Origin of the sequence: Ascidiaceihabitans donghaensis, assembly GCF_900302465.1 — a bacterium.
In the GTDB taxonomy this organism is placed as follows: Bacteria; Pseudomonadota; Alphaproteobacteria; order Rhodobacterales; family Rhodobacteraceae; genus Ascidiaceihabitans; species Ascidiaceihabitans donghaensis.
In genome coordinates, this window is record NZ_OMOR01000001.1 from 2,664,120 (window position 1) to 2,689,720 (window position 25,601).

26 protein-coding genes are annotated in these 25,601 nt (G+C 55.2%); 15 read left to right on the forward strand and 11 right to left on the reverse strand.

Annotated features, from left to right (window positions below; all coding sequences use genetic code 11):
- Nucleotides 1-74: 74 nt before the first annotated feature.
- Nucleotides 75-1,430 carry a helix-turn-helix domain-containing protein gene (locus ASD8599_RS13290; RefSeq protein ID WP_108828979.1) on the reverse strand — a complete coding sequence of 452 codons (1,356 nt, stop codon included), beginning with the start codon at nucleotides 1,428-1,430 and terminating at the stop codon, nucleotides 75-77.
- Between the two features lie 243 nt (nucleotides 1,431-1,673).
- Here ASD8599_RS13290 and ASD8599_RS13295 point away from each other — a divergent pair, with 243 nt between their 5' ends.
- The 6 genes from ASD8599_RS13295 (at nucleotide 1,674) to ASD8599_RS13320 (ending at nucleotide 8,312) form a co-directional block, all read left to right on the forward strand.
- On the forward strand, nucleotides 1,674-3,017 hold the full coding sequence (locus tag ASD8599_RS13295; protein WP_108828980.1) for a substrate-binding protein: 1,344 nt from the start codon (nucleotides 1,674-1,676) through the stop codon (nucleotides 3,015-3,017).
- Nucleotides 3,018-3,135: 118 nt separating this feature from the next.
- Complete coding sequence (locus tag ASD8599_RS13300; RefSeq protein WP_108828981.1) at nucleotides 3,136-4,167, forward strand: branched-chain amino acid ABC transporter permease; 1,032 nt, start codon at nucleotides 3,136-3,138, stop codon at nucleotides 4,165-4,167.
- A gap of 4 nt (nucleotides 4,168-4,171) precedes the next feature.
- Nucleotides 4,172-5,371, forward strand: coding sequence for a branched-chain amino acid ABC transporter permease (locus tag ASD8599_RS13305; RefSeq protein WP_108828982.1), 1,200 nt, complete (start codon nucleotides 4,172-4,174; stop codon nucleotides 5,369-5,371).
- A gap of 11 nt (nucleotides 5,372-5,382) precedes the next feature.
- A complete protein-coding gene (locus tag ASD8599_RS13310; RefSeq protein WP_108828983.1) occupies nucleotides 5,383-6,147 on the forward strand; it encodes an ABC transporter ATP-binding protein in 765 nt (254 codons plus the stop codon).
- A gap of 11 nt (nucleotides 6,148-6,158) precedes the next feature.
- Nucleotides 6,159-6,899, forward strand: coding sequence for an ABC transporter ATP-binding protein (locus tag ASD8599_RS13315; RefSeq protein WP_108828984.1), 741 nt, complete (start codon nucleotides 6,159-6,161; stop codon nucleotides 6,897-6,899).
- 183 nt (nucleotides 6,900-7,082) lie between these two features.
- Entirely contained in the window at nucleotides 7,083-8,312 is a 1,230-nt protein-coding gene (locus ASD8599_RS13320; protein ID WP_108828985.1) for a calcium-binding protein, read from the forward strand.
- A 36-nt stretch (nucleotides 8,313-8,348) separates the two neighbouring features.
- Here ASD8599_RS13320 and ASD8599_RS13325 read toward each other — a convergent pair whose 3' ends face one another.
- Nucleotides 8,349-9,815 carry a class I adenylate-forming enzyme family protein gene (locus tag ASD8599_RS13325; RefSeq protein ID WP_108830182.1) on the reverse strand — a complete coding sequence of 489 codons (1,467 nt, stop codon included), beginning with the start codon at nucleotides 9,813-9,815 and terminating at the stop codon, nucleotides 8,349-8,351.
- A 200-nt stretch (nucleotides 9,816-10,015) separates the two neighbouring features.
- Between ASD8599_RS13325 and accB the strand changes: the two genes are divergently transcribed.
- From accB to aat, 3 genes are read left to right on the forward strand one after another with little or no spacing between them, the layout of a single operon-like run.
- The gene (gene accB / locus ASD8599_RS13330) at nucleotides 10,016-10,501 is read left to right on the forward strand and encodes an acetyl-CoA carboxylase biotin carboxyl carrier protein (protein WP_108828986.1); all 486 of its coding nucleotides are present in this window, start codon (nucleotides 10,016-10,018) and stop codon (nucleotides 10,499-10,501) included.
- Nucleotides 10,502-10,511: 10 nt separating this feature from the next.
- On the forward strand, nucleotides 10,512-11,864 hold the full coding sequence (gene accC / locus ASD8599_RS13335; RefSeq protein ID WP_108828987.1) for an acetyl-CoA carboxylase biotin carboxylase subunit: 1,353 nt from the start codon (nucleotides 10,512-10,514) through the stop codon (nucleotides 11,862-11,864).
- Nucleotides 11,861-12,490 carry a leucyl/phenylalanyl-tRNA--protein transferase gene (gene aat / locus ASD8599_RS13340; RefSeq protein WP_108828988.1) on the forward strand — a complete coding sequence of 210 codons (630 nt, stop codon included), beginning with the start codon at nucleotides 11,861-11,863 and terminating at the stop codon, nucleotides 12,488-12,490. Before accC ends, aat begins: the two co-directional genes overlap by 4 nt.
- Here the strand turns inward: aat and ASD8599_RS13345 are convergent.
- The 6 genes from ASD8599_RS13345 to ASD8599_RS13370 form a co-directional block, all read right to left on the reverse strand.
- Complete coding sequence (locus tag ASD8599_RS13345) at nucleotides 12,454-12,813, reverse strand: DUF2155 domain-containing protein (RefSeq protein ID WP_108828989.1); 360 nt, start codon at nucleotides 12,811-12,813, stop codon at nucleotides 12,454-12,456. The two genes, aat and ASD8599_RS13345, sit on opposite strands and share 37 nt — an antisense overlap.
- Nucleotides 12,810-13,259, reverse strand: a complete 450-nt coding sequence (mlaD, locus tag ASD8599_RS13350; RefSeq protein ID WP_108828990.1) for an outer membrane lipid asymmetry maintenance protein MlaD — start codon at nucleotides 13,257-13,259, stop codon at nucleotides 12,810-12,812. The genes ASD8599_RS13345 and mlaD overlap by 4 nt, the downstream gene beginning before the upstream one ends.
- Nucleotides 13,260-13,283: 24 nt before the next feature.
- Nucleotides 13,284-13,667 (reverse strand): NADH:ubiquinone oxidoreductase subunit NDUFA12, encoded by a 384-nt coding sequence (locus tag ASD8599_RS13355; protein WP_108828991.1) that lies wholly within the window; start codon nucleotides 13,665-13,667, stop codon nucleotides 13,284-13,286.
- A 131-nt stretch (nucleotides 13,668-13,798) separates the two neighbouring features.
- Complete coding sequence (locus ASD8599_RS13360) at nucleotides 13,799-14,161, reverse strand: RidA family protein (protein WP_108828992.1); 363 nt, start codon at nucleotides 14,159-14,161, stop codon at nucleotides 13,799-13,801.
- A 76-nt stretch (nucleotides 14,162-14,237) separates the two neighbouring features.
- Nucleotides 14,238-15,503 (reverse strand): ATP-dependent Clp protease ATP-binding subunit ClpX, encoded by a 1,266-nt coding sequence (gene clpX, locus ASD8599_RS13365; protein WP_108828993.1) that lies wholly within the window; start codon nucleotides 15,501-15,503, stop codon nucleotides 14,238-14,240.
- A gap of 177 nt (nucleotides 15,504-15,680) precedes the next feature.
- A complete protein-coding gene (locus ASD8599_RS13370; RefSeq protein ID WP_108828994.1) occupies nucleotides 15,681-16,313 on the reverse strand; it encodes an ATP-dependent Clp protease proteolytic subunit in 633 nt (210 codons plus the stop codon).
- Nucleotides 16,314-16,448: 135 nt separating this feature from the next.
- Between ASD8599_RS13370 and ASD8599_RS13375 the strand changes: the two genes are divergently transcribed.
- Nucleotides 16,449-17,660 (forward strand): FAD-binding domain-containing protein, encoded by a 1,212-nt coding sequence (locus ASD8599_RS13375; protein WP_108828995.1) that lies wholly within the window; start codon nucleotides 16,449-16,451, stop codon nucleotides 17,658-17,660.
- A 115-nt stretch (nucleotides 17,661-17,775) separates the two neighbouring features.
- Nucleotides 17,776-19,809: a PhoX family protein gene (locus ASD8599_RS13380; RefSeq protein WP_108828996.1), complete on the forward strand. Its 2,034-nt coding sequence runs from the start codon at nucleotides 17,776-17,778 to the stop codon at nucleotides 19,807-19,809.
- A gap of 81 nt (nucleotides 19,810-19,890) precedes the next feature.
- Here the strand turns inward: ASD8599_RS13380 and ASD8599_RS13385 are convergent, their stop codons facing one another.
- On the reverse strand, nucleotides 19,891-20,385 hold the full coding sequence (locus ASD8599_RS13385) for a hypothetical protein (protein ID WP_108828997.1): 495 nt from the start codon (nucleotides 20,383-20,385) through the stop codon (nucleotides 19,891-19,893).
- A 121-nt stretch (nucleotides 20,386-20,506) separates the two neighbouring features.
- On the opposite strand from ASD8599_RS13385, the gene ASD8599_RS13390 reads away from it, so the two are divergent.
- Nucleotides 20,507-21,112 (forward strand): DUF6434 domain-containing protein, encoded by a 606-nt coding sequence (locus ASD8599_RS13390; protein ID WP_108828998.1) that lies wholly within the window; start codon nucleotides 20,507-20,509, stop codon nucleotides 21,110-21,112.
- 10 nt (nucleotides 21,113-21,122) lie between these two features.
- Here the strand turns inward: ASD8599_RS13390 and ASD8599_RS13395 are convergent, their stop codons facing one another.
- Complete coding sequence (locus ASD8599_RS13395) at nucleotides 21,123-22,181, reverse strand: zinc ABC transporter substrate-binding protein (protein ID WP_108828999.1); 1,059 nt, start codon at nucleotides 22,179-22,181, stop codon at nucleotides 21,123-21,125.
- Nucleotides 22,182-22,271: 90 nt separating this feature from the next.
- Here ASD8599_RS13395 and ASD8599_RS13400 point away from each other — a divergent pair, with 90 nt between their 5' ends.
- From ASD8599_RS13400 to ASD8599_RS13410, 3 genes are read left to right on the forward strand one after another with little or no spacing between them, the layout of a single operon-like run.
- Nucleotides 22,272-22,745: a helix-turn-helix domain-containing protein gene (locus ASD8599_RS13400; RefSeq protein ID WP_108829000.1), complete on the forward strand. Its 474-nt coding sequence runs from the start codon at nucleotides 22,272-22,274 to the stop codon at nucleotides 22,743-22,745.
- The gene (locus ASD8599_RS13405) at nucleotides 22,742-23,488 is read left to right on the forward strand and encodes an ATP-binding cassette domain-containing protein (RefSeq protein ID WP_108829001.1); all 747 of its coding nucleotides are present in this window, start codon (nucleotides 22,742-22,744) and stop codon (nucleotides 23,486-23,488) included. The genes ASD8599_RS13400 and ASD8599_RS13405 overlap by 4 nt, the downstream gene beginning before the upstream one ends.
- Nucleotides 23,489-23,526: 38 nt before the next feature.
- Nucleotides 23,527-24,303: a metal ABC transporter permease gene (locus ASD8599_RS13410; RefSeq protein ID WP_108829002.1), complete on the forward strand. Its 777-nt coding sequence runs from the start codon at nucleotides 23,527-23,529 to the stop codon at nucleotides 24,301-24,303.
- On the opposite strand, the gene kynU is transcribed toward ASD8599_RS13410, so the two are convergent.
- A complete protein-coding gene (gene kynU, locus ASD8599_RS13415; protein ID WP_108829003.1) occupies nucleotides 24,300-25,490 on the reverse strand; it encodes a kynureninase in 1,191 nt (396 codons plus the stop codon). The two genes, ASD8599_RS13410 and kynU, sit on opposite strands and share 4 nt — an antisense overlap.
- Between the last annotated feature and the right edge of the window lie 111 nt (nucleotides 25,491-25,601).

Here is a 25,601-nt window from a genome sequence, read left to right on the forward strand (position 1 = left end):
GCGTCTCCTCCCCAAAAGCGCACGGTTCCGTCACCTGAAACTATCGCCGCTTTTATGCGTCATGTCAAAACGCGTTAGAAGCCTTCGCTCAAGATTGAAGGCTCACGGCGTCCGGGACAGGCGCTGCGGGCACACACACGGCAGGTCGAGCCAACGTGCAAAGGCGTTTGGGTCCCGTCTTGGTGTCCGCCTTTGCCTTCGTGCGATCCGCTTCCCTGCTTTGAACGATCTTCGCGATTTAATGTTGCAGGCAAGATCAGCATCATGCCCTGCACCAAAGGCGGCGTGTTATACCCCGCAGGCTGCGTTTGCTCTGCCACGGCATAACACGAAAACTCTGCATTGTTGCGCCCGACCTGCTGAACGGTATGCGACACAAAGACCCCCGGCGTCGCAATCGCCTGAAACATTGGCCAAAGCGGACAGGCTGCCCCGAAACGCGGCAGTGCAAAATGGTCAATCGGTTTGCGCACAAGCAAACTGCCTGCCCTGTCACATGCAACAAATCCGGATGCCAAATCCGGCAACGTGGCCAGCCGGCGCAAAATAACAGACGCAGGCGCATTGAAGTGATGCGCAAGCTGCAAGGGGTCTGGCCCCACATCTGACCAAGCCTGTTGAAGTGCCCCCAGATCCACCAGACGCGCATCGCGCTGCATTTGCTTCAAAATCCCCAAAGCAATGTGCTTGCCCGCCATCGAGGTCAACTGGGTTGCGTCTTCTATCAAAGCTTCCGGAGTTTGTGCGCCACTTTCCAAAAACGCAAAATGATAGCCATGTTCGATCAAAAACGCGTCGACTTCTTCCTGCGGAGAGCTGGCAAGATCCGACCCATCCTGACCGTCCGTTGCATCCAGATACCCAACCAATGCTTTGGAACTGTCTGACAATCGCCGACTGTCCTGATCAATATTGGTGTGAAACCGGTCCCGCCACTCGTCTGAAATGTCTTTGCTTTCCGCCAGAATGGAGGCCGTTGACCGGATGGCAGCGGCCGTTGACAAAACTTCGTGCAGGGATGCGGCAAGTTGGGGATCATGGGCCAGGCGGTCGGTCAAAGTTTCTATCGTGCGTTCCAGCGCATTCACGCGGCGGTGTGCGCCTGCCAAAATTTCGGCCCATCCCGGAAACCGGCCCGCAAATTCATCCGCACGTTCCAATTCGGCTTCCGATATTGCGTTGCCCACGGCAGCTTCGCGCAATGTGGCGATCAAAGCGGCCTCTGCACCTTCGCTAAGGGCTGCCGGTTCAACCCCAAGGGCAGAAGCAATGTTGACCAACAGTTTGCCACCGATTCTCCGGCGATTGTGTTCAATCAAGTTCAGATAGGACGCGGAAATGCCAATTTCACGGGCCAAATCGGCTTGCCGCATGCCGGACATGGTCCGTCTTTCTCTGATCCTGCTTCCGGTTAGCCCTTCACGTGCCATTGCCTTCTCCACTCAAATCTTGCGTAAACCCTGCCTTTTCAACAACTTTCTGCAACGCGGCATAAAACTATTTACAAGGTATACCGAGGTATTGTGCAAATATTTACAAAATAATCGTGATTTTCAAGGGACTTATTGCGCAATTTACGCAAAGCAAGCGATAACCTCTTTGCATGTAAAATGCACGCGCAGGCACGGCTGAGGAGACGTCGTCTGAGCTAATCAATCCATGGGAGGATTTTTATGTCCAAATCAAACATCACACGTCGCGGCGTGCTGAAGACGGGTGCTGCCGCTGGTGCAGGCCTCGCGCTTCCAACTTACCTCAGCGCCGATGGCCATGCGTACACCAACGCACCGCAGGGCGACACAGTCACTCTGGGCTTCAACGTACCACAGTCTGGCCCTTATGCCGACGAAGGTGCCGATGAACTGCGCGCATACGAACTGGCCGTTGAGCACCTGAACGGCGAAGGCGACGCCGGGATGATGAACACGTTCTCGTCCAAAGCCCTTAAGGGCAACGGTATCCTGGGCAAGAAAGTAACATACGTCACAGGCGACACGCAGACAAAGTCTGATGCGGCGCGTGCGTCTGCCAAATCCATGATCGAAAAAGACGGCGCTGTGATGATCACAGGCGGCTCTTCTTCCGGTGTTGCGGTTGCGGTTCAGGCACTTTGCCAAGACGCGGGCGTCATCTTTATGGCCGGCCTCACGCACTCCAACGACACAACGGGTAAAGACAAGCGGGCCAACGGCTTCCGCCACTTCTTTAACTCATACATGTCCGGTGCGGCATTGGCGCCAGTTTTGGCGGCAAACTACGGTACAGACCGTAAAGCCTACCACCTGACAGCCGACTACAACTGGGGCTACACAACGGAAGAAGCGGTTCGCTCTTCCACGGAAGCCATGGGTTGGGAAACAGTAAACGCAGTGAAAACACCACTGGCGTCCACAGACTTCTCGTCCTACATCGCGCCAGTTTTGAACTCCGGTGCTGACGTTCTGGTTCTGAACCACTACGGCGGGAACATGGTAAACTCGCTCACAAACGCCGTTCAGTTCGGTCTGCGTGACAAAACAATCAACAACAAGAACTTCGAAATTGTTGTTCCATTGTACTCTCGCCTGATGGCGAAAGGTGCGGGCGCCAACGTTAAGGGCATCTTCGGCTCTACAAACTGGCACTGGTCCTTGACGGATGAAGGTTCCAAAGCCTTCGTTAAATCCTTCGGCACCAAGTACGGCTTCCCACCCTCGCAGGCAGCGCACACATGCTACGTGCAGACTATGCTCTATGCTGATGCGTGTGAACGTGCAGGCACATTCAACCCTTGTGGCGTTGTTGAAGCGCTTGAAGGCTTTGAATTCGACGGCATGGGCAACGGCAAAACGCTGTACCGCGCCGAAGATCACCAGTGCTTCAAAGACGTTCTGGTTGTGAAGGGTAAAGAGAACCCGACAAGCGAATTCGACCTTCTCGAAATCGTTGAAGTCACACCAGTTGAGCAAGTGACATACGCGCCAGACCACCCACAAGTGGCAGGCGGTTCCTTGGGTGCATGTAACCCGGGCGCATAAGCGTAACACTTTGAGGGCGGGACTGGTTTCCGCCCTCTTCTTAAGCGGCATTTCAAAGCCGATCTTTCCCGATTTTCGGCCATAAAGGGCCGGTCTTTCGCTTCATGAGGGTGGCACCATGGACGCAATAGTCTTGCAAATTCTAAACGGTCTGGACAAAGGATCCGCGTATGCGTTGATCGCTTTGGGCCTGACCCTGATCTTCGGCACATTGGGTGTTGTGAACTTCGCACACGGTGCCTTGTTCATGATTGGCGCGTTCTGCGCCGTGACCCTCAGCCGCATCCTGACCTGGAGCCACATCGTTGTGGACGAAAGCCAAAAGGACTTCCTGGGCAACCCGCTCAAGGTCGAAGTCCCTTATCTGTATGACTGGTTTGGACAGGCAACCGGAGATGTCATCATTGATTGGGCCGTGCCACTGTCCATTCTGTTCTCGATCCCTGTCATGATCGCCATTGGTTTCATCATGGAACGTGGCTTGATCAAGCACTTTTACAAACGCCCCCACGCGGATCAGATCCTTGTAACATTCGGCCTTGCCATCGTTTTGCAAGAGGTCATCAAGTATTACTATGGTGCCAACCCGATCCCGACACCGGCGCCTGCCGCCTTTGCGGGGTCCTATGATTTCGGATCGCTTTTGGGCTTTGATCCCAACACCATCATCTACCCCTACTGGCGCTTGGTATACTTTGCCTTTGCCGCTGTGATCATCGGGGCCGTCTTTGCCTTCTTGCAGTTCACCACCTTCGGGATGGTGGTGCGTGCGGGCATGGCAGACCGCGAAACCGTTGGCCTGCTGGGTATCAACATCGACAAACGTTTTACCATCATGTTCGGCATTGCGGCCGCAGTCGCGGGGCTTGCGGGTGTGATGTACGCCCCCATCAATTCGCCCAACTATCACATGGGCATGGACTTTCTGGTTCTAAGCTTCGTGGTTGTTGTTGTAGGCGGCATGGGGTCGCTTCCGGGTGCTGTTCTTGCAGGCTTCTTGCTGGGCATTCTGGAAAGCTTTGCATCCATGTCTGTCGTGCTCGAGATCGTGCCCGGCATCAACCAAATCATCATTTATCTGGTGGCAATCATCATTCTGCTCACACGCCCCCGTGGTCTCATGGGCCGCAAAGGCGTGATGGAGGACTAATCACATGCTTGGACTTAACAAAAAAGACTTCGGCCTGCTGATCATCGTGGTGATCCTTGCCCTCTTCGCACCCTTCATCCTCAACCCCTTCCCTGAAGGCTCTGCCATGGCGCAGTTCAACGCGGGCTATCCCGATTTGATGCAGCGTCTGGTGATCTTTGGCATCTTTGCCATCGGGTTCAACATCCTCTTTGGCCTCACGGGCTACCTCAGCTTTGGACACGCGGCCTTTCTGGGTGTCGGTTCCTATGCGGCGATCTGGATGATGAAGCTGCTGACAATGAATGTCATTCCGGCCATCGTCATTTCGGTTGTCATCGCAGGCCTGTTTTCCCTACTGGTCGGTTGGATTTCACTGCGCCGTTCCGGCATCTACTTTTCGATCCTGACACTGGCCTTTGCGCAAATGTCCTATGCCCTCGCCTATTCGGTTCTGACACCGATCACGGGCGGTGAAACGGGTTTGCAGCCCAAGTACACAGACCCGCGTATCCTTGACGGTGCTGTGCCACAGGGCCAAACCCCGCGTGCCAACCTGTTCGGTTTGGAAATGAACAGCGGATTTCAGATGAATATGGGCGATTGGGTGTTTACCTTTAACGCAGGCTACTATCTGGCCGCAGTGTTGATGGTTGTGGCATTCTACATGTCGATCCGCATCTTCCGCTCACCGTTTGGAATGATGCTGCGAGCTGTGAAGTCCAATCAACAGCGTCTGGATTATACCGGTCTGAATTCCAAACCCTACACGCTGGCGGCCTTTGTGATTTCTGGCATGTACGCCGGTCTTGCAGGCGGTTTGCTGGTGGCGATGGACACCCAAGTGGGCGCTGAACGCATGTTCTGGACGGCCTCGGGCGAAGTCGTGATCATGACCATTCTCGGGGGTGCTGGTACTTTGATTGGCCCCGTTCTCGGCGCCGGGTTGATCAAATACATGGAAAACATTGTGTCCAAGATCAACAAAGGCATTCTGGAACAGTGGTTTGCCTTCATGCCTGACGGCATCGAAGACTTGCTGATCACTCTGGTCTACCCGTTCATCGGGAAAGGCTGGCACCTGACGCTTGGTCTTGTGTTCATGCTGGTTGTCATCTTCCTGCCCGGTGGGCTTGTGGAAGGCGGACAACGCATCGCGGGCATGTTCCGTCGCAAAAAATCCGACCCCTCCACGCCTGACGGCAAAACCACACCTGCGGAATAAGGACGAAATCAATGGGTATCCTTGAAGTTAAAAACGTCAACAAACGCTTTGGTGGCTTGCAGGCCTTGGGTGATGTGAACCTCAGCGTCGCCGAAAATTCGGTCCATGCGATCATCGGGCCAAACGGTGCAGGCAAATCCACGTTGCTGAACTGCCTTGTGGGTAAACTGATCCCTGACACGGGTTCTGTCATGTTTGACGGACAGTCCGTGCTGGGGCGCAAACCCTACGAGATCAACCAGATGGGGATCAGCCGCGTATTCCAAACGCCTGAAATCTTCGGTGATCTCAGCGTGTTGGAAAATATGATGATCCCGTGCTTTGCAAAGCGTGACGGTGCCTTTCACCTCAGCGCCATCAAGAACATGATGAAAGACAAAGAAATCATCGACACAGCCGAACACATGCTGGAAGACATGAACATGGCCGACAAACGCGAAATGCACGCGGCGGCCATGTCACGGGGCGACAAACGACGCCTCGAGATCGGCATGTGCCTTAGCCAAGAACCCCGCCTGTTGCTTTTGGACGAACCAACCGCTGGTATGGCGCGCGCAGACACAAACAACACCATCGACCTGCTGAAACAAATCAGCGACGAACGTGACATCACCATCGCCATTATCGAACACGATATGCACGTGGTGTTCTCCCTCGCGCAGCGCATTACCGTGCTTGCCCAGGGCACGCCCTTGGTCGAAGACACACCTGACAACATCAAAGGTCACCCCAAGGTACGCGAAGCGTATCTGGGCGAGACACAAGACGCGGCATAAGGAACACCACCATGAGCGCAAGCAACGCCAACCACGCCGCCACCGCGCCGGCCTTTTTGTCCATCTGGGACATGCACGCCTACTACGGCGAAAGCTACATTGTGCAGGGCATCAACTTTAACGTCCATGAGGGTGAAATCCTTGCCCTTTTGGGCCGCAACGGTGCAGGCAAAACGACGACCCTACGTGCGATTGCCCGCATGGACGACCCACAGGTCAGCCACGGCGAGATTTGGTTGGACCACCAACCATTGCACACCATGTCCAGCTACCAAGCCAGCCAAGCGGGCCTGGGTCTGGTCCCTGAAGACCGTTCGATCATTCCCGGCCTTACGGTCGAAGAAAACCTGAAGCTTGCGCAGATCGCCCCCCCTATCGGCTGGTCCATCGACCGCGTCTACGACCTGTTTCCGCGCCTGCGCGAACGGCGCACTCAAGAAGGTGTGACACTGTCGGGTGGTGAACAACAAATGCTCGCAATCGCCCGCGCACTTTGCCGCGACATCAAAGTTCTGCTGTTGGACGAACCCTATGAAGGGTTGGCGCCTGTGATCGTGGACGAGATCGAAAAGACGCTTTCGATCATCAAAGAACAGGGCATCACAACCATCCTTGTCGAACAAAACGCGGTGCGCGCCCTAAAGCTGGCAGATCGGGCCGTGATTCTGGACACAGGGGGGATCGTTTTTGACGGTCTGGCCTCTGAAGTGCTTGAGAACGAACAATTACGGGCAGAGTACCTCGCAATCTAGGTTAACGTTTCTCAACCTGAACACGAAAGCCGCCCCTCATTCGGGCGGTTTTTTTGCATTATGCACTACGCCTGATTGAATTGTTTCCATTGTTGAAACATTGACTGATTGCAGTCGCTTTCCCCAATAAATTAAGGCAAAATTGCGGCACATTTTATACATGGGTAATTTTGGGGAAATATTATGCCAGCTTTTGATGACATCACAATTGAACGCAATGGATTGCAAATCCTTCCAACAGTTACAGTGAACGCAAGCTTCACCGATACTCTGGTTCTGGACGGCGCAAGCGCCTCAGGCTTTTTCGACTTCACCGGTTTTGACGCTTTGATCGAGGTCGAAACAGTCCTGACGGGATCGCTTGTATCCTTCGACAACACTTTTAACGTTGTCCTAAACAGCGGTGCAATCATCGGGGAAAATGGGCGGATTTCATTGCTTGGGACAAACACCCAAATCGTCATCAACGTAGGTGAAATCGACGTGCCTGTGCTGTTTGGCGGTGGCGAAGGGTTGATCGGAAACATCGGTGTCATGAACGGTGACATTCGCATGGGCGCAGGCAACGACACATTTATCAACCATATCTTTGATCTGGAGAATACCGACACATACGGTTCGGTCACCGGGCCGTTGCGCATGGGGTCTGGCGACGATCTGGTGCAAAACGCAGGCTCAATGGGGCGCGTTTTTCTGGGCAGCGGCAATGATCTTTACGTTGCAATCAATCCGATTGGCGATGACAGCCTGGATTTCAGCGCCGTCAACGCATCTGCAATCATCGTGCGCGGTGGAATAGGCAACGACGAGATACGCGGCGGTGATGCGAATGACCTATTCTATGGTGACGCCAACAACGACACATTGCGGGGCCACGACGGTGACGACAAACTGGTAGGTGGCAACGGCAAAGACTTGCTACAAGGCGGAAACGACAACGATCGCCTCATGGGCAACGACGGCCGCGACAATCTTCAGGGCGGCAACGGCGATGACACGTTGAACGGCGGAACCGGACAGGACCGGATCAACGGCGGACGCGGTGAAGACCGTTTGGTTGGGGGATCTGGTGCGGACGTCTTCGTTTTCCGCGGCGACAGCGGCGAAGATGTCATCACCGATTTCGACACCGGGGCTGACGTGGTGAATTTGCAAGTTGTGTCGCAAGGGGTTGTTGGATGGTACGGCGATGCCGACGTGCTGGATTTCGTGACCTATGCAGACGGCAACGCTGTGCTCGACCTTTCTGGCCTGTACCAGACGTTCAACACCTTCTACGGGGCAGAAATTCTGTCCAATGCGGACGGTATCGAAATCACGTTCCTGAATGTCGCGCCCGACAGCTTGACAGGCGACAACTTCTGGACACCTCAGGACGCACTGCCGCCCGTAGAGGTCGTAGAACTTCTTTGATTTGGGACGGTGGGTGGGGCGACTTGAGCCAACGGCTCAAGAGCGCCGCATCAGCCGGTCCCGTAATTCTGTTTTAAGAACCTTGCCGTAGTTGTTTTTCGGCAAGGCATCTACAAAGACATAAGCCTTGGGCGCTTTGAAGTTTGCGATAGATGCGCGGCAGGTTGCATCCAGCTCAGCTTGTGTTGCGTGCCCCACAACAAAGGCCACAACCTCTTCACCCCAATCGGGATGGGGGCGCCCTACAACAGATGCTTCAACGACGCCTGAGTGTTGTAGTAAAACCTCTTCAACTTCACGCGGGTAAATATTGGATCCGCCGCTAATGATCAAATCCTTCGAGCGGTCTTTCAGCGTCAAATATCCACAAGCATCCAAGACACCGATGTCACCGGTCATCAACCACCCATCATGCAACGCCGCATCAGTCGCTTGCCGGTCACGCCAATAACCAGGCATCACAGGCGCACCGCGCACCATGATCTCACCCTGTGCGCCCACTGGCAAAACTTGACCTTGCGCATCGCCAATGGACACCTCGACACAAGATTGCGCACGCCCAACAGATGCCAAGCGCACGGCCCAATCAGGGTGGGTATCGTTTGCAAGGTCTTCGCGTGGCAGAACCGTTATCGCCATAGGGCATTCGCCCTGGCCGTAAATCTGCACAAAAACATCACCAAACACCGATCGCGCCTTGAGGATATCCGCCACATACATCGGGGCCCCCGCATATACGATCGTACGCAATCCGCGCCCGTCTTGCCCTGTTGCTTGCGCGTGGGCCGTCAGGCGCGTCACTATGGTGGGGGCTGCAAACATATGGGCACGGCCAAAATGAGCCGCCAAATCCAGCACCTCTTGTGCGTCAAAACCAGCCGACACAGGGCAGATGTGCCGTGCGCCCTTTTGTACATGCATCACAGCATAAAGCCCTGCTCCGTGGCTCATGGGGGCCGCATATATAGTGGCATCTTCTGATGTGACCTGATCGACATCCGACTGGTACGCATAGGCCATCGCCATCAACATACCATGTGTGATTTGCACGCCTTTGGGGCGCCCTGTCGTGCCAGACGTATAAAAAAGCCACGCCAAATCATCAGGATTGCGCGACGCGACATCGATGGCTTCGCCTTGCGGCACTTGTTTGGTGACGTCAATCACCGGCACCGCCGTTTGAGCCTTTTGCAAAACGCCCGTTTGCGCCGCGGCACAAACCGCCAACGCACAGTCGGAGTGATCCAGAATATAAGCCGCTTCTTGACCATGCAGTTTCGCATTTATCGGAACGGCCACAGCACCTGTATACCAAATGCCATACAGCGCGATCAGGTATTGCGGCACATTTGGCATGAACACGGCAACACGGTCCCCCGGACGCACCCCTTGTCCTTTCAGCCAGCCCCCAAAGCACGCCGCGGCGTCATGAAACTGGTCGTATCGCGCCACCAGCGTTTCCCCCAGAAACAACGCAGGTGCCGCTGCCGAATGTTGCGCCATTCGCGCCAACAAAAGCCCTAGATTCACTGCAAAGCCTACCCTTCGATTGCCAAAACCCTTACAGGCTGGGAAACCCGTGCCTATATTCACCGCATCACGGCGCTTTCCTTAGGTCAACCCTTGCCCTATAACCGGCCCGCGATACCCCATAACCATCAAGGTGCAGGGACAGGCACCGATAGGGAAAAGGCTGAGGAAGAATGGCGAAAAATACCCGTGACGCAGATGTAGCATTTATTCAGGCACTGGCAGAAGTGCTGCGTGAAAATGATCTGGCTGAAGTTCAAGTGAAACGTGAATACGGCGAATCTGATTGCCTGAATGTTCGGGTCAGCCGCCAAGTGGCCGTTGCCCCCGCAGTGCAACACATCGCGGCAGCACCAGTGGCCGCAGCGCCTGCAGCTGCTCCAGCCGCCGCTGCTTCAGCACCACAAGATGACCCGGCCTCTGATCCAGGCGCCGTCACGTCACCCATGGTGGGCACAGTCTATTTGCAGGCCGAACCGGACGCCCCGTCTTTTGTATCTGTCGGCGACACCGTGGCCGAAGGCGACACACTGCTGATCGTGGAAGCCATGAAAACAATGAACCACATCCCTGCCCCGCGCGGCGGTAAAGTGAAACGCATTCTCGTCGACGATGGCGCGGCTGTGGAATTTGGCGCACCACTCGTCATCCTCGAATAAGGGGCGATCCATGTTCAATAAAATTCTGATCGCCAACCGCGGCGAAATTGCATTGCGCGTCATCCGGGCCGCCCGCGAAATGGGCATCGGATCTGTAGCCGTCCATTCCACCGCAGACAGTGACGCCATGCATGTGCGTATGGCCGACGAAAGCGTGTGCATTGGACCACCTGCGTCTCCGCAGTCCTACCTGTCTATTCCGGCGATCATCGCGGCATGTGAAATCACTGGCGCAGAAGCGATCCACCCCGGATACGGTTTCTTGTCCGAAAACGCCAACTTTGTGCAAATCGTCGAAGATCATGGCCTGAAATTCATCGGCCCCACCGCAGAACATATTCGCGTGATGGGCGACAAGATCACCGCCAAAGACACCATGAAGGAACTGGGCGTGCCGTGCGTTCCCGGATCCGACGGCGGCGTGCCGACATTGGCGGACGCACAACGGATCGGCGAAGAGGTCGGGTATCCCGTTATCGTCAAAGCCACAGCCGGTGGCGGCGGCAAAGGCATGAAAGTGGCACAAACTGCCGCTGACATGGAAAGCGCCTTCATGACGGCACGCGCCGAGGGCAAGTCGAACTTCGGCAACGATGAAGTCTACATCGAGAAGTATCTAACCACGCCGCGCCACATCGAAATCCAGGTCTTTGGCGATGGCAAAGGCAAAGCGGTCCATTTGGGCGAACGCGATTGTTCATTGCAGCGCCGCCACCAAAAGGTCTTCGAAGAAGCCCCCGGGCCTTCGATCACCCCCGACGAACGTGCGCGGATTGGCAAAATCTGTGCTGATGCCGTGGCACGGATCAACTACATCGGCGCCGGTACAATCGAATTTCTGTATGAAAACGGCGAATTCTATTTCATCGAAATGAACACCCGTTTGCAGGTGGAACATCCCGTGACAGAAGCCATCTTTGGTGTCGATCTGGTGCGCGAACAAATTCGCGTGGCCGAAGGTTTGCCAATGTCGTTTACGCAAGATGAATTGGAAATCAACGGCCACGCCATTGAAGTTCGCATCAATGCAGAACGCTTGCCCAATTTCGCGCCCTGCCCTGGCAAAATCACACAGTACCACGCCCCCGGCGGGCTTGGGGTCCGTATGGATTCGGCGCTGTACGATGGCTATTCTATCCCGCCCTATTACGACAGCTTGATTGGCAAATTGATTGTGCACGGCCGCGACCGCCCCGAAGCCTTGGCGCGCTTGAACCGTGCCTTGGGTGAATTGATTGTGGACGGTGTCGATACCACTGTGCCGTTGTTCCATGCACTTTTGCAAAACGGTGATGTCCATTCCGGTGACTACAACATCCACTGGTTGGAACACTGGCTGGAAAGCAATTTGCAAGCCGGGTGACTGCGCTTACCCCAGATATCTTACTGCGCGGCTATGGGATGGGCATCTTTCCCATGGCCGAACACCGTGATGATCCTGAGGTGTTTTGGGTCGATCCCAAAAAGCGTGGCATCTTGCCAGTTGACGGCTTTCATATCTCGAAATCACTGGCAAAACACATGCGACGCACATCAATGGTCGCGACCATCGATCATGACTTTGAAGGCGTGGTTGACGGATGTGCGGACCGGATCGACACATGGATCAGTGGCGAAATCAGACAGCTTTACCTGCGACTGTTTGAACGCGGTCATGCCCATTCCTTGGAAATCTGGGAAGACGACGTGCTCGTGGGCGGGGTATACGGTGTTGTCTTGGGGGCTGCGTTCTTTGGGGAAAGCATGTTCTCACGGCGGACAAACGCGTCCAAAACTGCGTTAGCCTGTTTGGTCGAAGCCTTGGGACGCGGCAGTTTCAAATTGTTCGACACGCAATTCATCACAGATCATTTGGCGTCTTTGGGCGCGGTCGAAATCAGCCGCGCACAATACCACCAACGGCTCAGGGATGCCCAATACAGCAAAGCCACGTTTTTGCAGCCTGTGTCACCTCAGGATGTGGTGCAGCGCATGACCCAGACGTCATAACGTGAATGATCCATAGCACTGAGTGCCGGGGCCGATGCAATCATCCAGCCGGAAAATACAGCACCTGATTTTCCGGTTTCGGCGATTTCCAAAGCAGCAAAGGCGTTGCCGGACGGATTGCCCACCGGATAGCGGCAGTCGCGCAATGCAATGTTCAGACTACCAAATGCGACGGCTGAACCCGATTTGATTTCAATGTCTTTGGTGGTCCCGTTGATCTTGTCCAAACCCCGCAAGACAGCACCCGAAGCGCTTGTTGTTTGTTGTTGTGCATGCCCTGCAGTGGCCAATGCAACAATCAACAAAGACAGGCGCAGGATCATTCCGCGTCACCGCCGCTGACAAACTTCAACAGAAGCGAAATCAAGCTAACCGCCCCTTGGGTATCCGTAATCTCGGCCCCTTCTTCGAAGTTGAAAGGCGACCCACCCGGAACGATTTCAATAAAGTTACCACCCAGAAGACCTTCGGATGCCACGACAATCGCACTGTCATCAGGGATCTCGACGCTTTGTTGTACATTCACAGTGGCGTCAGCACGGAACGTCTGCGTGTTAAGCGTCACGTCTGTCACGGTGCCCACTTTGACACCGGCCAAACGCACATCCGTCCCGACACTCACCCCCTCGATGCTGCGAAAGCTTGCTGTCAGCGGGTAGCTGTCTGATGGGCCGGATACGCCAGCCAATTGCGTCGCGTAGATCGCAAAACCCATTGCAGCGGCCAAAACGATACCGCCAACGGCCACTTCAGTTGTATTTTCCGCCATCGTTTGCCCCTTGAGTGATCCGCCTTATTCGGGCGTCCACGCCTCATAGTCATCGCGTGATTTGGGTTCGGTGCGGCGAATGGATCCAGATGGAGCGTAAGCCAAAGCCGTCCCCGTCAGGTTCTCCTGATGCGGCTTTTCCCATGATTTGTGTGGCAACGGTTTGTCTGTTGGGGGTTCGTCCCATGTGCGGTGCAGCCAGCCATGCCATTCCGGATCGATCCGCGATGCTTCGGCTTCCCCATTAAAGATGACCCAGCGACGGGCATCATCATGGGTCTTGTAAAAGATATTGCCTTGACCATCCTCGCCAACTTTCACGCCTTTGCGCCAGGTGAAAAGCTGCGTGTTCAAAGTCTGCCCGTTCCACCATGTCACGGCGCGCAAAGCTGTTTTCAGAAGTCCCATAGGTGCCTCATATCTGGTTACCTTTGATATGGTTTATTTTTGTCGCCGCGTCCAGAGGTGGCTAAGCCATCAAAGCGGGCACGCACGCAAGATTTAGCGCATTTTCTCTTTGCAAAAGATAAACAACCGCATCAGCCGGGTAAAAGAGCCGTGACTTCAATCTCGATTTTTAGATGCGACGCGATCAGCCCACATTCAATCATGGTCGCAGCTGGCGGGTTTTCACCAAAGGCCGTGCGCAGCATCGGCCAGCAAGGCTCAAAATCCGATGCCTCAGGAAGCATGTAAGTCACACGCACAACGTCAGCCATTGAAGCCCCGGCTTCCTTTAATGCGGCCCCAATCGTGGCCAAAGCAGATGCGCACTGGCTTTGCACGTCGTCTCCCGCTCCGGTCGTTCCCGCGACATGAACAAATCCACCTGCAACAACGGCACGACAATACCCGATCTTTGCTTCGAACGGCCCGCCGGAATGAATACGTTTAATTGTCATGATCCGTTTTCTTTTCGCTTAAAATATCCTGGGGGCTTGGGGGCAAAGCCCCCAACCAAAACACGTCTGGAAAACTCTATCCCGCAGAGGCAGGCTCTTTTTCTGCATCTGCGTGAATCATCAAAGGTGCCGCATCCGAGTTTACGGCTTCTTCGTTCACCACAACTTCAGTCACACTTTCCATGCCTGGCAATTCAAACATCGTATCAAGCAGAATTTCTTCCAGAATTGACCGCAAGCCCCGCGCACCCGTCTTACGTTCGATCGCCCGTTTGGCAATCGCGCTTAGCGCATCTTCGGTGAATGTCAGTGCTGTGTCTTCCAGTTCAAACAAACGCTGATATTGCTTCACCAAGGCATTTTTGGGTGCCGTCAGAATGGTAACCAATGCGTCTTCGTCCAGATCTTCCAATGTCGCTAAAACAGGCAAACGGCCCACGAACTCGGGAATCAGACCGAATTTCAGCAAATCCTCTGGCTCAAGATCTGTAAAGATTTCACCCACGCCTCGGACATCATTGTCACGTACGTCCGCGCCAAAGCCCATCGCAGACCCCTTGCCGCGCGCCGCGATAATTTTATCCAAACCGGCGAATGCACCGCCACAAATGAACAGGATATTCGTTGTATCGACTTGCAGGAATTCTTGCTGCGGGTGTTTGCGTCCACCTTGCGGCGGCACAGAGGCCACAGTGCCTTCCATCAGTTTCAAAAGCGCTTGTTGTACACCCTCACCTGACACGTCACGTGTAATGGAGGGGTTTTCAGACTTGCGTGTGATCTTGTCGACTTCGTCGATGTATACGATGCCGCGTTGCGCCCGTTCCACATTGTATTCGGACGCTTGAAGCAGCTTAAGAATGATGTTTTCGACGTCTTCCCCGACGTAGCCGGCTTCGGTCAGGGTTGTCGCGTCTGCCATTGTAAACGGCACATCAAGAATGCGCGCCAAGGTCTGCGCCAGCAAAGTCTTGCCACAGCCCGTTGGTCCCATCAAAAGAATGTTGGATTTTGCCAGTTCTATATCACCGCCCTTTTGCGCGTGATTCAGACGTTTGTAGTGGTTGTGAACAGCAACAGACAAAACGCGTTTGGCCATGGCTTGCCCGATAACATAGTCATCCAGCACTTCGCAGATGTCTTTCGGCGTTGGCACACCGTCGGTCGCCTTCAAGCCAGAGGCTTTGGTTTCTTCGCGGATGATGTCCATGCAAAGTTCGACGCATTCATCACAAATGAACACTGTCGGCCCAGCAATCAGCTTGCGCACTTCGTGTTGGCTTTTGCCGCAAAAGCTGCAGTAAAGGGTGTTTTTGCTATCGCCGCCGGAGTTCGTTGCCATTGTCACTCTTTCAGGGTTTTACCCGTTTAGTCTTACGTCTGGTGTGCCATACCGAAATGGCGGCCACACCCAAAGGCGCGTTTTACGCTGGTCTGGACCAGCTTAGGCCAGCCCCGACAGGTCCACAATCGCAAAATGGATGCAATTGCGAACATGACCTGTCGCGGCGCCAGGCGCTTATTCCGCGTCGTCACCGTCTTTGGCTCGGTTTTCGACGATTTCATCGATGTGGCCCCACTCTTTGGCTTCTTCGGGGGTCATCCACAGATCACGATCCAAAGCCTTCTGAACTGTCTTCAAGGGTTGGCCAGAGTGCTTCACGTACAATTGATACATCCGTTCGCGGGTGCGTTCGATGTGGCGCGCAGAGATCAGGATATCTTCGGCTTTGCCCTGTGATCCGCCAGAGGGTTGGTGAATCATCACTTCGGCGTTGGGCAACGCAAACCGCATTCCCTTTTCGCCGCCAATCGCGATCAAAGATCCCATAGAGGCCGCCATGCCACAAATCAGCGTGGACACTTTGGGGCGGATATATTGCATCGTGTCATAAATGCTCATGCCGGCCGTCACTTCACCACCGGGCGAATTGATGTACATGCTGATGTCCTTGGACGGGTTTTCCGCTTCAAGGTGCAGCAACTGCGCGACAACCAGATGGCTCATACCACTGTGGATCGGGCCGTTCACGAAAATAATCCGCTCTTTCAAAAGCCGCGAGAAAATGTCGTAGGCGCGTTCGCCCCGGCTTGTCTGTTCCACCACCATGGGGACCATTGTGTTCATATATGTGTCGATGGGATCGTTCATGGAATGCCTGCCTGAATTACCGTCGTGCTGGACCATACCAGCCGCGACCTTGCTTGAATGTTAGTATTGCCTTTCGGGACCTGCAAGGGGGGCCGAACGGTTGATCTGGTTTCAAATCGTTTTACCTGCCAGAGCATGACAAAAGCGTTAACAGAATTTACCCCGACCCGCACCGCAGCCCTGACCCGTTTGGCCCGTTTTGTGCCCCACGCCGGGCGCGATTACACAAGCAAACGCAACTATGATTTGGGCGCAGGTCGCCACACCCATGTGTCGGTTTTATCACCCTATCTGCGCCATCGCATTTTGACCGAAGCAGAGGTATTGGAAGCGGTTTTAGCCCGGTTTTCGCTGTCCAGCGCCGAAAAATTCATTCAGGAAGTCTTTTGGCGCACCTATTGGAAAGGATGGCTGGAACTGCGCCCGACAGTCTGGCGCGACTACCAGCAAGGTGTGATGCGCCAAATGGACGCTGTGCATACCCAATCCGGCCTGCACGACCGTTGGGAAGCGGCCTGCATGAGTGACACCGGCATCGCGTGCTTTGACGCATGGGCCAAAGAATTGGTCACAACCGGATATCTGCACAATCATGCGCGGATGTGGTTTGCCTCAATCTGGATATTTACCTTAAAGCTGCCTTGGGAACTGGGCGCGGATTTCTTCTTGCGGCATCTTCTGGACGGCGATCCGGCCTCTAATACATTGTCGTGGCGATGGGTCGCAGGCATTCAGACACCGGGCAAAACCTATCTGGCGCGCCCCGACAACATCGTAAAATACACCGAAGGGCGGTTCCAGCCACAAGGGCTTGCCACCTATGCCGATGCCCTGCCCGGTGCACAAAAGCCCGCGCCCCTTCCCCTGCCCCACCTGCGAGAGCCGGACCCCTCAAAGCGTACAGGTCTGGTTTTACACACAGACGACCTAAGCCCGCAATTCGTGCTGGACCGCGTCAAAGGCGTCGATGCAACGCTGTGCCTTGAAACATCCCGAAGGCTCAGCCCCTTGGCACCCGCCCCTCACGTGATTGACTTTGCAAAAGCCGCTTCACAGGACGTGACCACCCGTTGGGCCGGGCAATTGGGCACACTGTCCCACGGGCAAAGCGCCAAAGACATCGAAGGATGGGCCAAAGACAATGGCATTGAGCAAATTGTGGCAGCCGTGGCTCCGGTGGGCCCAAATGCAGATGCTTTGGCGGCAGTCAAATCTGTGCCGGTGGTCCGCGTGCGACGGCCCTACGACACAGCCGCTTGGCCTTTTGCCACCCACGGGTTTTTTAAATTCAAGGAAAAAATCCCCAAACTGATCGGCTACCTGAACGGAATTTCTACCACTGATTGAGCGGCTTTTCGCCAATTCGTCACACGGCTGTTACGCCCCTGTTACACGAATCCACGACCCATGCGAGCATCAACGATACGCCACGTCACCGTCAGTCGCAGCTTGAGGACATGAAATGAACCGCAAAGACATCATCAACGATCCCGAAATCGGCAACAAAGCAGAAGCTTATGAAGCCTTTGACGACATTCCCACAAACCCCAACCTGTCCAACACCATCGGTGATGTGATCAATGCCCGCTATGGCCGCCGCGATATTCTACGTGGCGTTTTGGGGGTGTCTGCAACCACTGCCCTGTTCGGTACATCTGCGCTGATCGCGCCATCGCATGCAAATGCCGCAACAGACACCAGCAGCCGCTACAGCTTTGATGAACTGGCTTGGGGCAACGATGAAACGCATCACATTGCAAATGGCTACAACGCGGATGTTTTGCTGCGGTGGGGGGATCCGATCACGGCCGACGCCCCTGATTTCGATGTGATGAACCAAAGCGCCGAAGCACAGCTCCAACAGTTTGGATATAACAATGACTACGTGGGCTTCACCGCGCTGAACGACGAAGGCACTCGTGGATTGCTGTGTGTGAACCACGAATACACCAACGAAGAGGTGATGTTCCCCGGCCTTGGCCGTCAGGACCGCGACGGGTTCAAAGGCATGACCAAAGAACTGATAGACATCGAAATGGCAGCGCATGGCGGATCAGTGGTCGAGATTGCCCAAGATGCAGGCGGCACATGGGCGCTGGTCAAAGACAGCCAGTACAACCGCCGTATCACCCCCTTGAACACGCAAATGACCATCGACGGGCCAGCCGCAGGCCACCCCCGCATGAAAACCAACGCCGACCCCGACGGCATGACCGTCATCGGCACAGTCAACAACTGCGCGGGTGGCATGACGCCTTGGGGCACCTACCTGATGGCCGAGGAAAATTTCCATGGCTACTTTTGGACCGATGTGGTCGACGCCGACGGCAAGCCCGACATTTCAGCACATGCGGACGCCGACAAAATGAAGCGTTACGGCGTACCCGGGCGCTGGTACGCATGGGGCCAGCACCATGATCGCTGGAACATCGACAAAGAACCCAATGAGCCGAACCGCTGGGGCTGGATTGTCGAAGTCGACCCGCGCAACCCCGATGCCAAGCCGATCAAACACACGGCGCTGGGACGTTTCCGCCACGAAGGCGCCGAAACCACGACCTCAAAAGACGGGCATCTGGTGATCTATTCGGGCGACGACAACCGCTTTGATTACCAATACAAGTACGTGTCCAAAGGCGTCGTCAATGACGAAACGGCAGTGTTCGGGTCCTCGTTGTTTTCGGACGGCACACTTTACGTGGCGCGCTTTAACGCAGATGGCGTGATTGACTGGCTGCCATTGGTCCATGGCACAGGGCCGCTGACCGCAGAAAACGGCTTTGACAGCCAAGCGGATGTGATGATCGACACCCGGATCGCCGCAGACCTTCTTGGCGCCACCCCAATGGACCGTCCCGAAGACGCACAACCCCGCGGTGATGGCACAGCCTATGTGATGCTGACCAACAACAACAAACGCAAAGCGGGCAATGAGAATGCCGCCAACCCGCGGGCTGCATCAGATTTCGGGCATATCATCGAGATCAAGGAAGACAATCAGGACCACGCAGCCACACGCGGCACATGGTCTATCTTGGTCAAATGTGGCGATCCCGAAGTGACCGAAGTTGGCGCCCAGTGGAACCCTGAAACGTCCGAAAATGGCTGGTTCGGCTCCCCTGACAACTGCGCAATTGATGCGGACGGGCGGCTTTGGGTGTCAACGGATCAGGGATCGAAGTGGGGTAAAACGGGCAAGTCCGACGGGCTTTACGGCGTTGAAACCGAAGGCGATGCGCGCGGCACCTCAAAGCTGTTTTTCCGATGCCCCGTGGGCGGTGAATTGTGCGGGCCCTATTTCCACGACAGCGGTGAAACACTGTTTCTGGCTGTGCAGCATCCCGGAACAGACGGCACCAAGGACCTAAAGGGGTTTGAACGGAACTCGACCTTTGAAGACCCTGCCACACGTTGGCCTGACTTTGACCCCGCCATGCCGCCACGTCCTTCGGTTCTGGTTGTGACCAAACAAGGTGGCGGCAAAATCGCTGTTTAAGTTTCATGGATGAAGATCCATGCGCAAACGAAGAAGGGCAGCCCGCACGGGCTGCCCTTTCCAATTTCTGCCTGTCCAGTATTATTCGAACTGACTTGCGACATTGTCAGCAAAGGCCGACACCACTGCCGCATAGTATTCATCGCTGTCCACTGCCACGTATTTCGTGTCGAAGCCGTCCGGGTAAAATGCGACAACCTGTTCCGCCGTCACCGACAGGTCATATGTCTTGTAGTTCTTGCCTTCGATGCCGGTGTCGTCACCGTGCAGCAGCTGAACACGACCCGCCAATGAACTTTCGGCTTGGCCAATCGCGCTTTCGAACGAATTGGCAAGGGCCACTTCATCGATGTCGATTTTGACCGTCATACCATCTTCGTCAATGCGGTCATTCAGGCGCAACACAAGGGCCGCGGCCAAATCGGTTGGCAAATCGGACCAGACTTTGGCGGCCTCGTATGTTTTGATGGCGTCCAGATCCACGTCGACCTCTACGTCGCTGATCGTTGTCGTGGCAGCCAAAGAACCAGCTGTCAGCGTTGTCGCCAGTGCGGAAGTCATAAGAATGCGTTTCATCGTGTCGTCTCCTTCTATTAAGCCCGTTCGTGTTCGGGTATGGTGAGACAACGGCGCGCCCCAACAAAAGGTTCCAAAAACCTAAGAATTTCTTTGAACGCGGATTTGAAAGGCTGTCCCAATGGCTCAAGAAAAACGCCCCGACATCAAGACACTGACATCCGGCGCCGGGTTGAAACGCTGGTATTGGCTAAAAACGGAATTGTTGGCTGAAGCACGGCGCTTGGGGCTAAAAACGACGGGGCAAAAGTTTGCAATTCTGGACAGGATCGCACATTTTCACGACACAGGATCCAAAGTCGCCCCAACAGACGTAGCCCCCAAAACCTCATCCAAATTCGACTGGCATTGCGCTGAACTGACACCGGATACAACGCTGACAGACAGCTACAAAAACACCCAGAACGTGCGGCGGTTTTTCAAATCGCAGGTGGGGGACACATTCAAGTTCAACATTGAATTTATGGCTTGGATGAAGAACAACACAGGCACCACCTTGGCGGATGCGGTGGCCGAATACATGGCCATGAAGCTGCGCGAGGCCGATCCCGAGTATGAAAGCGTGATCGCACACCACAACCAATTCAATCAATACACACGCGATTTTTTAGGCGACAATCCCAGGATGGGCATGTCCGACGTGCGCCATTTTTGGGCCCTGAAGCGTGCCCTTCCCTCGGACGACGGCCGCCACGTTTATGAACGCAGCGACCTTGATCTTACCTGACGAGCCGCAATCAGTCGCTTAGGCAATCAGCCAAAGAAACAGACAACGCACGGATGGTTTCAAAGTAATGGTCTGGTCCAAGTGGCACATCAAAGCCGATTGGGTCCAGTTCACCGACGCCAACGTCCGGTGCCACGGCGGAAATCCAATCGCGGTTTTCGGCAGGTTCCGTGAACACGCATTTCGCTTGTGTTTGTTCGATGGTGTTGCGGATCTCGACCAGTCGCTTGGGGCTGGGGCTTTGCGCATCAGAGGCCGCGATTGCGCCGACGGCTTCAATGTCAAAATGCGCCTCGAAATAGTGATAGGCATCGTGGGACACGACGAAAGGAATACCTTTGATCGGGGCCAGACGTGCGCGGACATCCGCGTCCAGCTGCGCAAACCGGCTGGCGGCATTCGAGGCGTTTTGCAAGTATACGGCTTTGTTGGCTGGGTCAACTTCGGCCAAAGTCGCCGCGATCACTGCCACCCAGTTTTGGGCGTTGTCCGGATCCATCCAAACGTGCGGGTCTTGGCCTTCCCCATGTGTGTCGTGATGATCTTCATCGTGATGCGCTTCGTCGTTGTGCGTCTCGTCGCTATGCGCTTCATCGTGGCTTTCGTCATGCGTATCCGCGTGATCTTCATGCCCATCTTCGTCATGCCCATCCGCATGCTCATCTTTATGATCGTCCTCGTGCCCCGCTCCGTGATCATGATGGTCATGCGCTTCGAACGTAGCGCCTCCACGAAATGGCATAGTATTGGTGGACGGATCCGTCATCACATTCACAACCAATGCATCAGCGGCCAAGGTATCGACAGATTTCTCCAACCAGGGCGTTAGATTTGGCCCTATCCAAAACACAACATCCGCTTGATCCAATGCGCGCGCCTCGGACGGGCGCATGCTGTGATCATGTGGCGATGCGGTTTGTGGAACAATCAGATCCGGCGCACCAACGCCTTCCATAACCAACGATACAAGACTGTGAACAGGGGCGATGTCGACCGCAACACGCACATCTTGCGCATGGGCGGACAGCGGCAGGGCGGCTGCTATGAAAGACAGGGTTTTAAGACGCATGGGTGAAGTTTCCGATGTTATAAAGTAACGATGCGCCTCTTGCTAGAAGATATGTTATATTATATCAACCCTTCAAATCGGAGGACCCCAATGCCCCTTGGCTTTGAACACCACAATCACAGCGCGTGTATTTCAGACACTTTGCAACGGGCCGAAGTGCATTGTCGGGAAGAAAATCTCAATTTTACGCCAGTACGGCGGCGGGCTTTGGAGATTCTGTTGCAAGAACACCGCGCACTCGGGGCCTATGATCTTCTGACAGAGCTTGCGGCAAGCGGCATGGGCAAACAGCCCCCCGTTGCCTATCGCGCTTTGGATTTTCTGGTGTCCGCCGGTTTCGCCCATAAGATAGAACGATTGAACGCCTACATTGCGTGTTCTCATCTTGGGTCGGATCACGCACCCGCGTTCCTGATATGCCGCAAGTGCAATGCCATCAACGAAGCCAACGCAGAGCTGGCCAATGGCCGTCTGGGTGACGCCGCCCGTGCGGCAGGGTTTCAGATAGAGCGTACCGTGGTTGAGGCCCTTGGGTTGTGCCCATCGTGTCAGGACGCCGCATGACAGCCTTGATAGAGGCCCGAAACATGACGTTGCGACTGGGTGGCAAAATCGTTTTGCGCGACGTGGATTTCCGCATTGAAAAAGGCGAAATTGTCACCGTTGTTGGGCCCAATGGATCAGGTAAATCGACTTTGCTGCGCGGATTGATTGGTGCTGTGCGCCCCGTGCAAGGCAGCGTGGTCCGGCAGGCCGGTTTGCGCATCGGATATGTGCCGCAAAAGTTGCATGTGGACACCACTTTGCCGTTAACCGTGAAGCGGTTTTTGAACATTCCCATACGCTTGGACGCGGATGTTATTTCTGACGCCCTGACCCGTGCTGGTGTGGTCGAGCAGGCGCAGACCCAAATGTCCCAGCTGTCAGGCGGACAGTTCCAGCGCGTCATGCTGGCGCGCGCACTTTTGACAAAACCCGACATCTTGATCCTGGACGAAGCCACACAAGGATTGGACCAACCCGGGGCTGCTGCATTCTATCGCCAGATCGAAGATGTGCGCAAAGATCTTGGCTGCGCGATTTTGATGGTCAGCCATGATTTGCATGTTGTTATGGCTGCTTCTGACCGCGTCTTGTGCCTGAACGGTCATGTCTGTTGTGAAGGGACCCCCGATATTGTGGCCTCGGCGCCAGAATATCGCGCGTTGTTTGGCACCGGCACACAAGGCGCGTTGGCGCTGTACCGCCATCATCATGATCACAATCACGAACATGAAGGCGCCCATGATCATGATCATCCTCATTAAGACGCGAGCTGAAAATTTTGAATTATTTAGATGATTTTATGGTGCGTGCTGCGCTGGCCGGTGTGGGTGTTGCGTTAGCAGCAGCGCCCTTGGGATGTTTTGTGGTATGGCGCCGGATGGCCTATTTCGGGGATGCTACAGCCCACGCGGCCTTGTTGGGGGTTGCCCTTTCGCTTGCGCTGGATGGTCCCATTATGGTCGGTGTTCTTGCGGTCGCATTGGTGGTCGGTGTGTGTGTCACGTTTTTATCGGGACGCGGGCTGGGGGAAGACACCATCCTTGGGGTTCTGGCCCATAGCCTTCTGGCTGTCGGCCTCGTGGCCGTTTCCTTCATGAGTGGCGTGCGTATGGACCTTATGGGATTTCTAATGGGTGACATTTTGGGGGTCTCAAAGACGGACCTCGCGCTGATTTGGGGCGGTGTCGTGGCTATACTGGGCATCATGATCTGGCGCTGGAATGCGTTGCTGACGGTGACCCTTAACCCCGATCTGGCACAGGCCGCAGGGCTCAACAGCCGACGCGAACAACTTGTGTTGACGGTCGCTTTGGCCGTTGTTGTGGCTGTGGCGATCAAGGTTGTGGGCGCATTGCTGATATCAGCCTTGTTGATCATTCCCGCAGCCGCTGCCCGCCCGCTGGTGCGCACCCCCGAGGCAATGGCGATCATGGCCGCAGGGCTTGGTGCTGTGGCCGCATTGGGCGGCTTGGGTGCCGCGTTCCAATGGAACACACAAACGGGGCCAACAATTGTGACGCTGGCCGCCATTTTGTTTGTTGCAAGCCACCTGATTGGGGCGTTGCGCCGCCTTTAAGTGACGCGGCTGCGTTGTTTGTAGACCGGGTTATCCCACAAATTGCCGTTGATCACTTCTGCGATGTGTTTCACCGCTGCAGTGACGTCCGCGGCGTCTACATACAGCGGCGTAAAGCCGAAGCGCATGATGTTGGGGGCGCGGAAATCGCCAATAACACCACGCGCAATGACGGCCTGCATGGCCGCGTAGCCTTCTTTGAACGCAAACGACACCTGACTGCCACGCGTCGCAGAATCGCGCGGACTTGCGAGGGTCAAGGCGGGCACTTGGGCTTCGATTTCTTCGATAAACTGTTCTTGCAGCGCGATGGACGCACGACGCAGTTCCGCCATGTCGACACCATCCCAGACCTTCAAAGCCTCTTCCAAAGACGCCATCTGGATCACGGGCGGTGTTCCGACGCGCATCCGTTCGATGCCCGGTGCGGGGCGGTAATCAAGGTCAAAGTCAAAGGGGGCGTCATGGCCCAACCATCCCGCCAAAGCAGGATCAACCTGATCGGCCAAATCAGAACGCACATAGATAAACGCAGGTGCGCCCGGTCCGCCGTTCAAATATTTATAGGTGCACCCCACCGCAAATTCACATTGGCATGCTGACAGATCAACAGGCACAGCACCCGCAGAATGCGCAAGATCCCATATCATCACGGCACCTGCGGCGTGGGCCGCCTTGGTTACTGCATCCATATCGTGCATGCGCCCTGTGCGGTAATCAACCTGTGTCAGCATCACAACCGCCACGCTGTCATCGATAAAGTCTGTGATATCTTCCGGGGATTCGGTGCGCAGGCTGTAGCCGTCGTCCAGCAATTTCGTCAGCCCGTCCACCATGTAAAGATCGGTGGGAAAGTTGCCGGTGTCCGACAAGATCACTTTGCGCTCGGGTCGCATTTTGATTGCGGCGGCAACGGCTTGAAACACTTTCACGGACAATGTGTCGCCCATGGCGATTGTGCCGTCTGGTGCCCCAACAAGCCCCCCGACAGTGTTACCAACTGCGCTGGGTTGCGCCATCCATCCGGCCGTGTTCCAACCTTTGATCAGCATCTCGCCCCATTCGTCCGTCAACATCGCAGCCACCCTTGCCGGCACCGACTTAGGCAAAGGCCCAAGCGAATTGCCATCAAGATAAATGACGCCTTCTGGCAGGTGGAATTGATCTTTGCGCAAGATAGAGGACATTGGTGTCTCCGGTTGAATGAATATATTTTAGGCTTAAAGCATATCTATCGGCTTGCAACGAAAAACGCCAGTGCCGAAGGGAAATCCGCGGTCAAGACCACAGTCCATGCA

Coding starts and splice junctions, on each gene's coding strand:
- ASD8599_RS13290 (WP_108828979.1), bottom strand. CDS start 1,430: ATGGCACGTGAAGGGCTAACCGGAAGCAGGATCAGAGAAAGACGGACC.
- ASD8599_RS13295 (WP_108828980.1), top strand. CDS start 1,674: ATGTCCAAATCAAACATCACACGTCGCGGCGTGCTGAAGACGGGTGCT.
- ASD8599_RS13300 (WP_108828981.1), top strand. CDS start 3,136: ATGGACGCAATAGTCTTGCAAATTCTAAACGGTCTGGACAAAGGATCC.
- ASD8599_RS13305 (WP_108828982.1), top strand. CDS start 4,172: ATGCTTGGACTTAACAAAAAAGACTTCGGCCTGCTGATCATCGTGGTG.
- ASD8599_RS13310 (WP_108828983.1), top strand. CDS start 5,383: ATGGGTATCCTTGAAGTTAAAAACGTCAACAAACGCTTTGGTGGCTTG.
- ASD8599_RS13315 (WP_108828984.1), top strand. CDS start 6,159: ATGAGCGCAAGCAACGCCAACCACGCCGCCACCGCGCCGGCCTTTTTG.
- ASD8599_RS13320 (WP_108828985.1), top strand. CDS start 7,083: ATGCCAGCTTTTGATGACATCACAATTGAACGCAATGGATTGCAAATC.
- ASD8599_RS13325 (WP_108830182.1), bottom strand. CDS start 9,815: ATGGCGCAACATTCGGCAGCGGCACCTGCGTTGTTTCTGGGGGAAACG.
- accB (WP_108828986.1), top strand. CDS start 10,016: ATGGCGAAAAATACCCGTGACGCAGATGTAGCATTTATTCAGGCACTG.
- accC (WP_108828987.1), top strand. CDS start 10,512: ATGTTCAATAAAATTCTGATCGCCAACCGCGGCGAAATTGCATTGCGC.
- ASD8599_RS13345 (WP_108828989.1), bottom strand. CDS start 12,813: ATGATCCTGCGCCTGTCTTTGTTGATTGTTGCATTGGCCACTGCAGGG.
- mlaD (WP_108828990.1), bottom strand. CDS start 13,259: ATGGCGGAAAATACAACTGAAGTGGCCGTTGGCGGTATCGTTTTGGCC.
- ASD8599_RS13355 (WP_108828991.1), bottom strand. CDS start 13,667: ATGGGACTTCTGAAAACAGCTTTGCGCGCCGTGACATGGTGGAACGGG.
- ASD8599_RS13360 (WP_108828992.1), bottom strand. CDS start 14,161: ATGACAATTAAACGTATTCATTCCGGCGGGCCGTTCGAAGCAAAGATC.
- clpX (WP_108828993.1), bottom strand. CDS start 15,503: ATGGCAACGAACTCCGGCGGCGATAGCAAAAACACCCTTTACTGCAGC.
- ASD8599_RS13370 (WP_108828994.1), bottom strand. CDS start 16,313: ATGAACGATCCCATCGACACATATATGAACACAATGGTCCCCATGGTG.
- ASD8599_RS13375 (WP_108828995.1), top strand. CDS start 16,449: ATGACAAAAGCGTTAACAGAATTTACCCCGACCCGCACCGCAGCCCTG.
- ASD8599_RS13380 (WP_108828996.1), top strand. CDS start 17,776: ATGAACCGCAAAGACATCATCAACGATCCCGAAATCGGCAACAAAGCA.
- ASD8599_RS13385 (WP_108828997.1), bottom strand. CDS start 20,385: ATGAAACGCATTCTTATGACTTCCGCACTGGCGACAACGCTGACAGCT.
- ASD8599_RS13390 (WP_108828998.1), top strand. CDS start 20,507: ATGGCTCAAGAAAAACGCCCCGACATCAAGACACTGACATCCGGCGCC.
- ASD8599_RS13395 (WP_108828999.1), bottom strand. CDS start 22,181: ATGCGTCTTAAAACCCTGTCTTTCATAGCAGCCGCCCTGCCGCTGTCC.
- ASD8599_RS13400 (WP_108829000.1), top strand. CDS start 22,272: ATGCCCCTTGGCTTTGAACACCACAATCACAGCGCGTGTATTTCAGAC.
- ASD8599_RS13405 (WP_108829001.1), top strand. CDS start 22,742: ATGACAGCCTTGATAGAGGCCCGAAACATGACGTTGCGACTGGGTGGC.
- ASD8599_RS13410 (WP_108829002.1), top strand. CDS start 23,527: ATGGTGCGTGCTGCGCTGGCCGGTGTGGGTGTTGCGTTAGCAGCAGCG.
- kynU (WP_108829003.1), bottom strand. CDS start 25,490: ATGTCCTCTATCTTGCGCAAAGATCAATTCCACCTGCCAGAAGGCGTC.